General features: G+C 51.6%; 11 protein-coding genes and 4 tRNA genes. 14 read left to right on the top strand and 1 reads right to left on the bottom strand.

Annotated elements, in window-relative coordinates:
• The first annotated feature begins 170 nt into the window (after positions 1-170).
• Both murB and birA read left to right on the top strand, forming a co-directional pair.
• Entirely contained in the window at positions 171-1,199 is a 1,029-nt protein-coding gene (gene murB / locus SIK97_RS18050) for a UDP-N-acetylmuramate dehydrogenase (RefSeq protein WP_049081087.1), read from the top strand.
• Positions 1,196-2,158: a bifunctional biotin--[acetyl-CoA-carboxylase] ligase/biotin operon repressor BirA gene (gene birA / locus SIK97_RS18045; RefSeq protein WP_014837096.1), complete on the top strand. Its 963-nt coding sequence runs from the start codon at positions 1,196-1,198 to the stop codon at positions 2,156-2,158. Before murB ends, birA begins: the two co-directional genes overlap by 4 nt.
• 26 nt (positions 2,159-2,184) lie before the next feature.
• On the opposite strand, the gene coaA is transcribed toward birA, so the two are convergent.
• Complete coding sequence (coaA, locus tag SIK97_RS18040) at positions 2,185-3,135, bottom strand: type I pantothenate kinase (protein ID WP_014227490.1); 951 nt, start codon at positions 3,133-3,135, stop codon at positions 2,185-2,187.
• 439 nt (positions 3,136-3,574) lie between these two features.
• Here coaA and SIK97_RS18035 point away from each other — a divergent pair.
• From SIK97_RS18035 to rpoB, 12 genes are all read left to right on the top strand, one after another.
• Positions 3,575-3,650: transfer RNA gene (locus SIK97_RS18035), tRNA-Thr, on the top strand.
• 10 nt (positions 3,651-3,660) lie between these two features.
• Positions 3,661-3,745: transfer RNA gene (locus SIK97_RS18030), tRNA-Tyr, on the top strand.
• A gap of 119 nt (positions 3,746-3,864) precedes the next feature.
• Positions 3,865-3,939: transfer RNA gene (locus SIK97_RS18025), tRNA-Gly, on the top strand.
• Between the two features lie 5 nt (positions 3,940-3,944).
• Positions 3,945-4,020 (top strand) — tRNA-Thr (locus SIK97_RS18020).
• Between the two features lie 116 nt (positions 4,021-4,136).
• Entirely contained in the window at positions 4,137-5,321 is a 1,185-nt protein-coding gene (gene tuf, locus SIK97_RS18015) for an elongation factor Tu (RefSeq protein ID WP_004097636.1), read from the top strand.
• A gap of 232 nt (positions 5,322-5,553) precedes the next feature.
• Complete coding sequence (gene secE, locus SIK97_RS18010; RefSeq protein WP_004097638.1) at positions 5,554-5,937, top strand: preprotein translocase subunit SecE; 384 nt, start codon at positions 5,554-5,556, stop codon at positions 5,935-5,937.
• A gap of 1 nt (position 5,938) precedes the next feature.
• Positions 5,939-6,484 (top strand): transcription termination/antitermination protein NusG, encoded by a 546-nt coding sequence (gene nusG / locus SIK97_RS18005; RefSeq protein ID WP_002438628.1) that lies wholly within the window; start codon positions 5,939-5,941, stop codon positions 6,482-6,484.
• A 153-nt stretch (positions 6,485-6,637) separates the two neighbouring features.
• Positions 6,638-7,066, top strand: coding sequence for a 50S ribosomal protein L11 (gene rplK / locus SIK97_RS18000; RefSeq protein WP_004097640.1), 429 nt, complete (start codon positions 6,638-6,640; stop codon positions 7,064-7,066).
• A 3-nt stretch (positions 7,067-7,069) separates the two neighbouring features.
• Positions 7,070-7,774 carry a 50S ribosomal protein L1 gene (gene rplA / locus SIK97_RS17995; RefSeq protein ID WP_004097642.1) on the top strand — a complete coding sequence of 235 codons (705 nt, stop codon included), beginning with the start codon at positions 7,070-7,072 and terminating at the stop codon, positions 7,772-7,774.
• Positions 7,775-8,189: 415 nt separating this feature from the next.
• Entirely contained in the window at positions 8,190-8,687 is a 498-nt protein-coding gene (gene rplJ / locus SIK97_RS17990; protein ID WP_004097644.1) for a 50S ribosomal protein L10, read from the top strand.
• A 66-nt stretch (positions 8,688-8,753) separates the two neighbouring features.
• Positions 8,754-9,119, top strand: a complete 366-nt coding sequence (rplL, locus tag SIK97_RS17985) for a 50S ribosomal protein L7/L12 (RefSeq protein WP_004097645.1) — start codon at positions 8,754-8,756, stop codon at positions 9,117-9,119.
• A 325-nt stretch (positions 9,120-9,444) separates the two neighbouring features.
• A complete protein-coding gene (gene rpoB, locus SIK97_RS17980) occupies positions 9,445-13,473 on the top strand; it encodes a DNA-directed RNA polymerase subunit beta (RefSeq protein WP_004097647.1) in 4,029 nt (1,342 codons plus the stop codon).
• Positions 13,474-13,533 lie beyond the last annotated feature (60 nt).

Genomic DNA, 13,533 nt, shown 5'->3' with positions numbered 1-13,533 from the left:
GGCATCAAACAAGTGAAGAGCCCATCCTGACGGATGGGCTTTTTGCGTTTTTGTCATTTAAAATTGCCAGATTTTAGGCACGCCATGGTACCTGCTCCCCCTGACAATCAGGCAAGCCTTCCCTCGCTATATACGGTAAACTAATGCAGATTTTGCATCTGGAAGCCATTATGAGCCACTCACTTAAGCCCTGGAACACCTTCGGTATTGACCGTTCTGCCAAAGCGATTGTACGCGCCGAAACTGAAAAACAGCTACTGGATGCCTGGCAAAATGCCACCGCAGAGCGCCAGCCAACCCTGATCCTTGGTGAAGGAAGCAATGTTCTGTTCCTGAAGGATTATTCCGGTACGGTCATTATCAACCGTATTATGGGGATAGAAGTGAGTGAAACATCTGACGCGTGGCATTTGCATGTTGGTGCAGGAGAAAACTGGCATCAGTTGGTCCAGTTTGCGCTAAATAACGGAATGCCGGGCCTGGAAAATCTTGCTTTGATTCCTGGCTGCGCCGGCTCCTCGCCGATTCAAAATATTGGTGCTTACGGCGTTGAATTACAGAAGGTTTGCCGGTACGTCGACTGCATTGAGTTGGTCACGGGGGTGAAACAGCGTCTTTCCGCTGCTGAATGTCGCTTTGGCTACCGGGACAGTATTTTTAAACATGAATATCAGGACCGCTACGCCATTGTGGCGGTTGGTTTGACGTTGCCAAAAGCCTGGCAACCCGTTTTGACCTACGGTGATTTAACCCGGCTCGATCCGCAAACCGTTACCCCGCAGCAGGTATTTGACGCCGTCTGTCATATGCGCATGACCAAACTCCCCGATCCAAAAGTGAATGGAAATGCGGGGAGCTTCTTTAAGAACCCGGTCGTTAGCGCGGACAAGGCGCAAGCGCTGCTGGCGACCTATCCGGGCATCCCTCACTACCCTCAGCCGGATGGCAGTATGAAACTTGCCGCCGGCTGGCTTATCGATCAATGCCAGCTTAAAGGTAAAGTGATGGGTGGCGCAGCGGTGCATAGCCAGCAGGCGCTGGTATTGATCAATCAGCATCAGGCAACCAGTGAAGACGTGGTTGAGCTGGCTCATTACGTACGCCAGCAGGTTGGTGAGAAGTTTAATATTTGGTTACAGCCGGAAGTGCGCTTTATCGGTGAAACGGGTGAAGTTAATGCCGAGGAGACCATCGCATGAAAGACTACACCGTTCCTTTGACGCTAATATCGATCCTGGCCGACGCTGAATTTCACTCAGGTGAACAGCTTGGCGAGCGTTTAGGGATGAGTCGGGCAGCAATCAACAAGCATATTCAAACGTTACGCGATTGGGGAGTCGACGTATTTACCGTTCCGGGTAAAGGCTACAGTCTCCCTGAGCCTATCCAGCTTCTGGATGAAGAGCAGATCGCCAGGCAGATCGAGCATGGCCGGGTAACCGTACTACCGGTGATTGATTCCACGAACCAGTATCTTCTGGACAGACTTAGCGAACTGCAATCGGGTGATGCCTGCGTGGCTGAGTATCAGCAGGCAGGTCGCGGCCGCCGCGGGCGCAAGTGGTTCTCGCCGTTTGGTTCTAACCTTTACCTTTCAATGTACTGGCGACTGGAGCAGGGCCCTGCTGCGGCTATAGGCTTGAGTCTGGTCATTGGGATCGTCATTGCCGAGGTGCTGCAAAGCCTGGGGGCGGATAAAGTTCGGGTGAAATGGCCAAACGATCTCTATTTACAGGATCGGAAGCTGTCCGGGATCCTGGTGGAACTGACGGGGAAAACCGGCGATGCTGCGCAGATAGTCAGCGGCGCGGGGATTAACCTCATGATGCGCCGGGTGGAGTCTGATGTTGTCAATCAGGGTTGGATCAGCCTCCAGGAGGCAGGGATCTCTATCGATCGTAATACGTTAGCGGCTTGTCTGATTAAAGAGCTGCGGGCAGGATTTAAACTTTTTGAGAATGAAGGTCTGGCACCCTATCTCACCCGCTGGGAAAAGCTCGATAACTTTATTAATCGACCGGTTAAACTTATTATTGGCGATAAAGAGATCTTTGGTATTTCGCGAGGTATTGATGCTCAAGGCGCATTATTACTGGAGCAGGACGGGATGGTAAAACCCTGGATTGGCGGTGAGATATCATTGCGCAGCGCTGAATAAAAAAAGGGGAGCTAACGCTCCCTTTTTTATTTTCTTAAACGCACCTGATTCACAGAGTGGTTTGCGCTTTTGGTCATTATAAGGCTGGCTCGCTCACGCGTTGGTAGAATGTTCTCTTTTAAATTCAAAAGATTAATCTCATTCCACAGCGATGTGGCAATATCAATTGCTTCATCTTTAGACAGCTGAGCATAGCTATGAAAATAGGAGTCCGGGTCGGTAAACGCGCCTTCGCGGAATTTCAGAAAACGATTGATATACCAGTTTTTTAGCAGTTCTTCAGGCGCATCAACGTAAATTGAAAAATCAACGAAGTCCGAAACAAATACATGATGCGGATCGTGTGGATAATCCATGCCGCTCTGCAGAACATTTAATCCCTCAAGAATTAATATATCAGGCTGCGTGACGGTTTTATCCCCATCAGGAATGACGTCGTAAATCAGATGTGAATAGACCGGCGCCGTAGCGTCAGGAACGCCGGATTTCAGGTCTGAGACGAATTTAACCAGGCGATGCATGTCATAAGACTGCGGGAAGCCCTTCTTCTTCATCAGGCCGCGTTCTTTCAATACCGCGTTAGGGTGCAGAAAACCATCCGTCGTGATTAATTCTACGTGTCGATGTTCAGGCCAGCGGCTCAGCAATGCTTGCAGCACGCGCGCGGTAGTGCTCTTCCCGACCGCCACGCTACCCGCAATGCTAATGATGTAAGGAATACGTTGGCCGTTGGTGCCAAGGAATTGTTCCAGTACAGCCTGGCGGCGCAGATTAGAGCTGATATAGAAATTGAGTAAACGCGACAGCGGCAAATAAATTTCCGCTACTTCTTCCAGGGAAAGATCTTCGTTGATGCCTTTTAACCGCGTGATTTCTTCTTCTGTTAGCGTCATCGGAACGGAATCACGAAGCGCAGCCCATTGGTCGCGGTTAAATTGTAGATACGGTGTCATTAACGTTTGCTCTTTTAGGCTCATAAGCATGCTCTTGCAACCGCCGAATTACATGAAGGCGGGGTGCTTCACACTAGTTAATCAGGACAATGGGCAGGAGGGTAACACCAGATTGCGAGGAATAATAAGAAAAAAACTCATTGAATGATGCTTTCTAAAGGTAGCATCACAGAGATGAATGGTTTGGTAAGGGGATATAAAGTTCTCAGCAGAGACCCGTGGGTTATTCATTGAATCGGGTGGTCAGGTGATGGGGTATCGATGCCGCTTTAGCGACATCACTCTACTTTTTGCCCTCCTCGGCAACCCTGTCCGTGAGGATGATTGGCGTATTTTTGTCCTGCTCTGTTTGAAATTACACCATTTTTTCTCGTTTGAGCACAAAATGTGAGCAATAGAACATTTTCTGCAATTTTTTAGTTGCATGAACTCGCAGGTCTCCCTAGAATGCGCGCTACTTGATGCCGACTTAGCTCAGTAGGTAGAGCAACTGACTTGTAATCAGTAGGTCACCAGTTCGATTCCGGTAGTCGGCACCATCAAGTGCCTGGTGGGGTTCCCGAGCGGCCAAAGGGAGCAGACTGTAAATCTGCCGTCATCGACTTCGAAGGTTCGAATCCTTCCCCCACCACCATCTTTCGGCAACGCTTTGCGGAGCCAGAGTTGATTGGTTAAACTGGTCAGCTCAAACAAAAAAAGAGACGCTTCTCTTTTTTTTGTTATAGAAAGAACTGGGTAGCCGAGTTTCAGGATGCGGGCATCGTATAATGGCTATTACCTCAGCCTTCCAAGCTGATGATGCGGGTTCGATTCCCGCTGCCCGCTCCAAACGTGCTGATATGGCTCAGTTGGTAGAGCGCACCCTTGGTAAGGGTGAGGTCCCCAGTTCGACTCTGGGTATCAGCACCACTTCTTTATCTCTCCTCCCCTGTTTCTCTCTTGTTTATTGCATTCAACAAGTCGGGCATGTTGCCCGGTTGATGTGGTGATATCACCGATTTATCCGTGTCTTAGAGGGACAATCGATGTCTAAAGAAAAGTTTGAACGTACAAAACCGCACGTTAACGTCGGTACTATCGGCCACGTTGACCATGGTAAAACAACGCTGACCGCTGCAATCACTACCGTTCTGGCTAAAACCTACGGTGGTTCTGCTCGCGCATTCGACCAGATCGATAACGCGCCGGAAGAAAAAGCTCGTGGTATCACCATCAACACTTCTCACGTTGAATATGACACCCCGACTCGCCACTACGCGCACGTAGACTGCCCGGGCCACGCCGACTATGTTAAAAACATGATCACCGGTGCTGCGCAGATGGACGGCGCGATCCTGGTTGTTGCTGCGACTGACGGCCCGATGCCGCAGACTCGTGAGCATATCCTGCTGGGTCGTCAGGTAGGCGTTCCGTACATCATCGTGTTCCTGAACAAATGCGACATGGTTGATGACGAAGAGCTGCTGGAACTGGTTGAAATGGAAGTTCGTGAACTTCTGTCTCAGTACGATTTCCCGGGCGACGACACTCCGATCGTTCGCGGTTCCGCTCTGAAAGCGCTGGAAGGCGACGCAGACTGGGAAGCGAAAATCATCGAACTGGCTGGCTACCTGGATTCTTACATCCCGGAACCAGAGCGTGCGATTGACAAGCCGTTCCTGCTGCCGATCGAAGACGTATTCTCCATCTCCGGTCGTGGTACCGTTGTTACCGGTCGTGTAGAGCGCGGTATCATCAAAGTTGGCGAAGAAGTTGAAATCGTTGGTATCAAAGAGACTGCGAAGTCTACCTGTACTGGCGTTGAAATGTTCCGCAAACTGCTGGACGAAGGCCGTGCTGGTGAGAACGTCGGTGTTCTGCTGCGTGGTATCAAGCGTGAAGAAATCGAACGTGGTCAGGTACTGGCTAAGCCGGGTTCTATCAAGCCGCACACCAAGTTCGAATCTGAAGTGTACATTCTGTCCAAAGACGAAGGCGGCCGTCATACTCCGTTCTTCAAAGGCTACCGTCCGCAGTTCTACTTCCGTACAACTGACGTGACTGGCACCATCGAACTGCCGGAAGGCGTAGAGATGGTAATGCCGGGCGACAACATCAAAATGGTTGTTACCCTGATCCACCCAATCGCGATGGACGACGGTCTGCGTTTCGCAATCCGTGAAGGTGGCCGTACCGTTGGCGCGGGCGTGGTTGCTAAAGTTCTCGGCTAATTGCTGATAACATTTGACGCAATGCGCAATAAAAGGGCATCATTTGATGCCCTTTTTGCACGCTTTCACACCAGAACCTGGCTCATCAGTGATTTTTTGGGTCATAATCATTGCTGAGACAGGCTCTGAAGAGGGCGTTAAGTCCGAAACGCAGCAGAGCATTTCGGTTTGGTCGCCTCGCATTTCATGCGGGGTGAAGTTATTTGTCTGAATTCTTGTGACAGGTTGGTTTATGAGTGCGAATACCGAAGCTCAAGGGAGCGGGCGCGGCCTCGAAGCGATGAAGTGGACAATCGTAGTCGTGCTGCTGGTTGTGGCCATCGTCGGCAACTTCCTTTATCGTGACATTATGCTGGCAGTGCGTGCGCTGGCTGTAGTGATTCTGATCGCTGCAGCGGGCGGTGTCGCGCTGTTAACGACAAAAGGTAAGGCGACAGTCGCCTTCGCTCGTGAAGCGAGAACCGAAGTCCGCAAGGTGATCTGGCCGACTCGCCAGGAAACGTTGCATACCACGCTGATTGTTGCCGCAGTGACTGCCGTAATGTCACTGATCCTGTGGGGACTGGATGGTATTCTGGTTCGCCTGGTATCCTTTATCACTGGCCTGAGGTTCTGAGATGTCTGAAGCTCCTAAAAAACGCTGGTACGTCGTTCAGGCGTTTTCCGGTTTTGAAGGTCGCGTAGCTACCTCGTTGCGTGAACATATCAAATTACACAATATGGAAGAGTTGTTTGGCGAAGTCATGGTGCCGACCGAAGAAGTGGTCGAAATCCGCGGCGGCCAGCGTCGTAAAAGCGAACGCAAATTCTTCCCGGGCTACGTGCTGGTCCAGATGGTGATGAACGACGCGAGCTGGCACCTGGTGCGCAGCGTACCGCGTGTGATGGGTTTCATCGGCGGTACATCTGACCGTCCGGCACCGATCAGCGACAAAGAAGTCGACGCGATCATGAACCGTCTGCAGCAGGTTGGCGATAAGCCGCGGCCGAAAACGCTGTTTGAGCCGGGTGAAATGGTTCGCGTTAGCGACGGTCCATTTGCCGACTTTAACGGTGTGGTTGAAGAAGTGGACTACGAGAAGTCTCGTCTGAAAGTGTCCGTTTCTATCTTCGGTCGTGCGACGCCGGTTGAGCTGGACTTCGCTCAGGTAGAAAAAGCCTAACAGCCGATCAAAAAAGCAACGTTTTAATCGTTGCATGAGGCGCGGAATTGACATACAATTTCGCGCCTTTTGTTTTTATGGGTCTGATTCCCATAAAGCGATATTTATCACGGGGAGCCTTTTTAGGCGCTACACCCAAACGAGGAAATTTACATGGCTAAGAAAGTACAAGCCTATGTCAAGCTGCAGGTTGCAGCTGGTATGGCAAACCCGAGTCCGCCGGTTGGTCCAGCACTGGGTCAGCAGGGTGTGAACATCATGGAATTCTGCAAAGCGTTCAACGCAAAAACTGAATCCCTGGAAAAAGGTCTGCCGATCCCGGTTGTTATTACCGTTTACGCTGACCGTTCTTTCACCTTCGTTACCAAAACTCCGCCGGCAGCAGTTCTGCTGAAAAAAGCGGCTGGTATCAAGTCTGGTTCCGGTAAACCGAACAAAGACAAAGTAGGTAAAATTTCCCGCGCTCAGCTGCAGGAAATCGCGCAGACCAAAGCTGCCGACATGACTGGTTCCGACATTGAAGCGATGACTCGCTCCATTGAAGGTACTGCACGTTCCATGGGCCTGGTAGTGGAGGACTAAGAAATGGCTAAACTGACCAAGCGCATGTCCGTGATTCGTGACAAAGTTGATGCGACCAAACAGTACGACATCAACGAAGCCATCTCTCTGCTGAAAGAACTGGCTACTGCTAAGTTCGTTGAAAGCGTTGATGTTGCCGTTAACCTCGGCATCGACGCGCGTAAATCTGACCAGAACGTCCGCGGCGCGACCGTACTGCCGCACGGTACTGGCCGTTCAGTTCGCGTAGCCGTATTTGCCCAGGGCCCGAACGCTGAAGCAGCTAAAGCTGCTGGCGCAGAGCTGGTAGGTATGGAAGATCTGGCTGACCAGATCAAAAAAGGCGAAATGAACTTTGACGTTGTTATTGCTTCCCCGGATGCAATGCGCGTTGTTGGCCAGCTGGGCCAGGTTCTGGGTCCACGCGGCCTGATGCCAAACCCGAAAGTGGGTACCGTAACGCCGAACGTTGCTGAAGCTGTTAAGAACGCTAAAGCAGGTCAGGTTCGTTACCGTAACGACAAAAACGGCATCATCCACACCACCATCGGTAAAGTGGATTTTGACGCTGATAAACTGAAAGAAAACCTGGAAGCTCTGCTGGTTGCGCTGAAAAAAGCAAAACCGACTCAGGCTAAAGGCGTGTACATCAAGAAAATCAGCATCTCCACCACCATGGGTGCTGGCGTTGCCGTTGATCAGGCTGGTCTGAGCGCTTCTGCGAACTAAGATTAGCTTTACGTGGGCGGTGAATTTGTCTACAATCTTACCCCCACGTATTCTGCTTATAGCAGACGTATAGCCGAGATATTCAGGCTGTGGCAAGGCGACAAATGAGTGAATCGCCTGGAGCATAGTTAACTATGTGACTGGTGTGAACGAAGGCAGTCAATGCCGCCACAGATTGAATAGCGACGGATAGACAAGATTTGTTCGTTGGAGCCTGGCCTATCCAGGCCTCCGTCGAAGACCGCAGGTGTTTCGCAAGAGACTTAATGCCCTGCGTAGACGGTGACAGAACGCTAAGATTATTTTTGGATACTCTGGCTTGTTTCTGCTCACCGTATTAAGACGCTCTTCTCTTTGAGTAGAGTGAAGTGAGTTCCGGAGCATGAGCTCTGGCAAACATCCAGGAGCAAAGCTAATGGCTTTAAATCTTCAAGACAAACAAGCGATTGTTGCTGAAGTCAGCGAAGTAGCCAAAGGCGCGCTGTCTGCAGTAGTTGCGGATTCCCGTGGCGTGACTGTAGACAAAATGACTGAACTGCGTAAAGCAGGTCGTGAAGCTGGCGTATACATGCGTGTTGTTCGCAACACCCTGCTGCGCCGCGTCGTTGAAGGTACTCCTTTCGAGTGCCTGAAAGACACGTTTGTTGGTCCGACCCTGATTGCATACTCTATGGAACACCCGGGCGCTGCCGCTCGTCTGTTCAAAGAGTTCGCGAAAGCGAATGCAAAATTTGAGGTCAAAGCCGCAGCCTTTGAAGGTGAGCTGATCCCGGCGTCGCAAATCGACCGCCTGGCAACTCTGCCGACCTACGAAGAAGCAATTGCACGCCTGATGGCAACCATGAAAGAAGCTTCGGCTGGCAAACTGGTTCGCACTCTGGCTGCTGTACGCGATGCGAAAGAAGCTGCTTAATCGCAGTTGTCTTTGTAAAGCATTCGCTTACGTATAAACTTATTCTGATATTCAGGAACAATTTAAATGTCTATCACTAAAGATCAAATCATTGAAGCAGTATCCGCTATGTCCGTAATGGACGTTGTTGAGCTGATCTCTGCAATGGAAGAAAAATTCGGTGTTTCCGCTGCTGCTGCTGTAGCTGTAGCTGCTGGCCCGGTTGAAGCTGCTGAAGAAAAAACTGAATTCGACGTAATTCTGAAAGGTATCGGCGCTAACAAAGTTGCCGTTATCAAAGCAGTACGTGGCGCAACTGGCCTGGGTCTGAAAGAAGCTAAAGACCTGGTAGAATCTGCTCCGGCCGCTCTGAAAGAAGGCGTGAGCAAAGATGACGCTGAAGCACTGAAAAAATCTCTGGAAGAAGCTGGCGCTGAAGTTGAAGTTAAATAAGCCAACCTTTCCGGTTGCAGCCTGAGAAATCAGGCTGATGGCTGGTGACTTTTTAGTCACCAGCCTTTTTGCGCTGTAAGGCGCCAGTAGAATTTCACACTGTTTGACTACTGGTTGTCCTGACAATGCTTGTTTCTATAGACGACTTAATATACTGCGACAGGTTAGGGCTCCTGAGCTGTGTAAATCGCAATGAAATGGTTTAAGCGTGATAGAAACAGGTATTGCGGAAAGTGTTCCATTTTCCGGTCAACAAAATAGTGTTGCATAAAAAACTGCCTTATGTGGGCAGATGGGTCGACTTGTCAGCGAGCTGAGGAACCCTATGGTTTACTCCTATACCGAGAAAAAACGTATTCGTAAGGATTTTGGTAAACGTCCGCAGGTTCTGGACATACCTTATCTCCTTTCTATCCAGCTTGACTCGTTTCAGAAGTTCATCGAGCAAGATCCTGAAGGGCAGTATGGTCTGGAAGCAGCTTTCCGTTCCGTATTCCCGATTAAAAGCTACAGCGGTAACTCTGAGCTGCAGTACGTCAGCTACCGTCTGGGCGAACCGGTTTTTGACGTTAAAGAATGTCAGATCCGTGGCGTGACCTACTCGGCACCGCTGCGCGTCAAACTGCGTCTGGTGATCTACGAGCGCGAAGCGCCGGAAGGCACCGTTAAAGACATTAAAGAACAAGAAGTCTACATGGGCGAAATTCCGCTCATGACCGACAATGGTACCTTCGTTATCAACGGTACCGAGCGCGTTATCGTTTCTCAGCTGCACCGTAGCCCGGGCGTCTTCTTTGACAGTGACAAAGGTAAGACCCACTCTTCCGGTAAGGTCCTGTATAACGCACGTATCATTCCTTACCGTGGCTCCTGGCTGGACTTCGAGTTCGACCCGAAAGACAACCTGTTTGTCCGTATCGACCGTCGTCGTAAGCTGCCGGCTACCATCATCCTGCGCGCGCTGAATTACACCACTGAGCAGATCCTTGACCTGTTCTTCGAGAAAGTGGTCTTTGAAATTCGCGATAACAAGCTGCAGATGGAACTGGTACCGGAGCGTCTGCGCGGCGAAACGGCCTCCTTCGACATCGAAGCGAACGGCAAAGTGTACGTTGAGAAAGGGCGTCGCATCACCGCACGTCACATTCGCCAGCTGGAAAAAGACGATATCAAACATATCGAAGTTCCGGTTGAGTACATCGCTGGCAAAGTTGCCTCTAAAGACTATGTTGACGAATCTACTGGCGAGCTGATCTGCCCGGCGAACATGGAGCTGAGCCTGGATCTGCTGGCCAAGCTGAGCCAGTCTGGCCATAAGCGTATCGAAACGCTGTTCACCAACGATCTGGATCACGGTCCGTACATCTCTGAGACTGTACGCGTCGACCCGACCAACGACCGTCTGAGCGCGCTGGTAGAAATCTACCGCATGATGCGCCCAGGTGAGCCGCCGACTCGTGAAGCGGCTGAAAGCCTGTTCGAGAACCTGTTCTTCTCCGAAGACCGCTACGATCTGTCCGCGGTAGGTCGTATGAAGTTCAACCGTTCTCTGCTGCGCGACGAAATCGAAGGTTCCGGTATCCTGAGCAAAGAAGACATCATCGAAGTGATGAAGAAGCTCATCGATATCCGTAACGGTAAAGGCGAAGTCGATGATATCGACCACCTCGGCAACCGTCGTATCCGTTCCGTTGGCGAAATGGCGGAAAACCAGTTCCGCGTTGGCCTGGTCCGCGTAGAGCGTGCGGTGAAAGAGCGTCTGTCTCTGGGCGATCTGGATACCCTGATGCCTCAGGATATGATCAACGCCAAGCCGATTTCTGCGGCAGTGAAAGAGTTCTTTGGCTCCAGCCAGCTGTCTCAGTTTATGGACCAGAACAACCCGCTGTCTGAGATTACGCACAAACGTCGTATCTCTGCACTCGGCCCGGGCGGTCTGACCCGTGAACGCGCAGGCTTTGAAGTTCGAGACGTACACCCGACCCACTACGGTCGCGTATGTCCAATCGAAACGCCTGAAGGTCCGAACATCGGTCTGATCAACTCCCTGTCCGTGTACGCACAGACGAACGAATACGGTTTCCTCGAGACCCCGTACCGTAAAGTGACTGACGGTGTTGTAACCGACGAAATTCATTACCTGTCTGCTATCGAAGAAGGCAACTACGTTATTGCTCAGGCGAACTCCAACCTGGATGACGAAGGCCACTTTGTAGAAGATCTGGTTACCTGCCGTAGTAAAGGCGAATCCAGCTTGTTCAGCCGCGACCAGGTTGACTACATGGACGTATCCACCCAGCAGGTGGTATCCGTCGGTGCGTCCCTGATCCCGTTCCTGGAACACGATGACGCCAACCGTGCATTGATGGGTGCGAACATGCAACGTCAGGCCGTTCCGACTCTGCGCGCTGATAAGCCGCTGGTTGGTACCGGTATGGAACGTGCTGTTGCCGTTGACTCCGGTGTAACTGCGGTCGCTAAACGTGGCGGTACCGTTCAGTACGTGGATGCTTCCCGTATCGTTATCAAAGTTAACGAAGACGAGATGTACCCGGGCGAAGCCGGTATCGACATCTATAACCTGACCAAGTACACCCGTTCTAACCAGAACACCTGCATCAACCAGATGCCGTGTGTCTCTCTGGGTGAGCCGATTGAGCGCGGTGACGTGCTGGCTGACGGCCCGTCTACCGACCTCGGTGAACTGGCGCTCGGTCAGAACATGCGCGTCGCGTTCATGCCGTGGAACGGTTACAACTTCGAAGACTCCATCCTCGTTTCCGAGCGCGTTGTCCAGGAAGACCGTTTTACCACCATCCACATTCAGGAACTGGCGTGCGTGTCTCGTGACACCAAGCTGGGGCCGGAAGAGATCACCGCCGACATCCCGAACGTGGGTGAAGCTGCGCTCTCTAAACTGGATGAATCCGGTATCGTTTATATCGGCGCGGAAGTGACCGGTGGCGATATTCTGGTTGGTAAGGTAACGCCGAAAGGTGAAACCCAGCTGACGCCGGAAGAGAAACTGCTGCGTGCGATCTTCGGTGAGAAAGCGTCTGACGTTAAAGACTCTTCCCTGCGCGTACCAAACGGTGTCTCCGGTACCATTATCGACGTTCAGGTCTTTACCCGCGACGGCGTAGAAAAAGACAAACGCGCGCTGGAAATCGAAGAGATGCAGCTCAAACAGGCGAAGAAAGACCTGTCTGAAGAACTGCAGATCCTCGAAGCTGGCCTGTTTGGTCGTATCTACGCGGTGCTGGTCTCCGGCGGTATCGAAGCTGAGAAGCTCGATAAGCTGCCGCGCGATCGCTGGCTGGAACTGGGCCTGACCGACGAAGAGAAACAGAATCAGCTGGAACAGCTGGCTGAGCAGTACGACGAACTGAAACACGAGTTCGAGAAAAAACTCGAAGCGAAACGCCGCAAAATCACTCAGGGCGACGATCTGGCACCGGGCGTGCTGAAGATTGTCAAAGTGTATCTGGCCGTTAAACGTCAGATTCAGCCTGGTGACAAAATGGCAGGCCGTCACGGTAACAAGGGTGTTATCTCTAAGATCAACCCGATCGAAGATATGCCTTACGATGAAAACGGCACGCCGGTTGACATCGTACTGAACCCGCTGGGCGTACCGTCTCGTATGAACATCGGTCAGATCCTGGAAACTCACCTGGGTATGGCTGCGAAAGGTATTGGCGAGAAAATCAACGCCATGCTGAAACAGCAGCAGGAAGTCGCCAAACTGCGCGAATTCATCCAGCGTGCCTACGATCTGGGCACCGACGTGCGTCAGAAGGTTGATCTGAATACCTTCACTGACGAAGAAGTTATGCGTCTCGCTGAAAACCTGAAAAAAGGTATGCCGATCGCAACGCCGGTCTTCGACGGTGCGAAAGAGTCTGAAATCAAGGAACTGTTACAGCTTGGTGGCCTGCCGACTTCCGGCCAGATCACCCTGTTCGACGGTCGTACCGGTGAGCAATTCGAGCGCCAGGTTACCGTTGGCTACATGTACATGCTGAAACTGAACCACCTGGTTGATGACAAGATGCATGCGCGTTCTACCGGTTCTTACAGCCTGGTTACTCAGCAGCCGCTGGGTGGTAAGGCGCAGTTCGGTGGTCAGCGCTTCGGGGAGATGGAAGTGTGGGCGCTGGAAGCATATGGCGCAGCATACACCCTGCAGGAAATGCTCACCGTTAAGTCTGATGACGTGAACGGCCGTACTAAGATGTATAAGAACATCGTGGACGGCAACCATCAGATGGAACCGGGCATGCCGGAATCCTTCAACGTACTGTTGAAAGAGATTCGCTCGCTGGGCATCAACATCGAACTGGAAGACGAGTAACTCTCGCTCAAACAGGTCACTGGTGCCGGGGTAAGACCCGGCGCCAGATTGTGCTAACTC

Source organism: Klebsiella sp. JN_Kp126 (genome assembly GCF_033843325.1).
GTDB classification, from domain to species: domain Bacteria; phylum Pseudomonadota; class Gammaproteobacteria; order Enterobacterales; family Enterobacteriaceae; genus Klebsiella; species Klebsiella michiganensis.
This window is presented reverse-complemented; position numbering and strand designations above follow the sequence as displayed.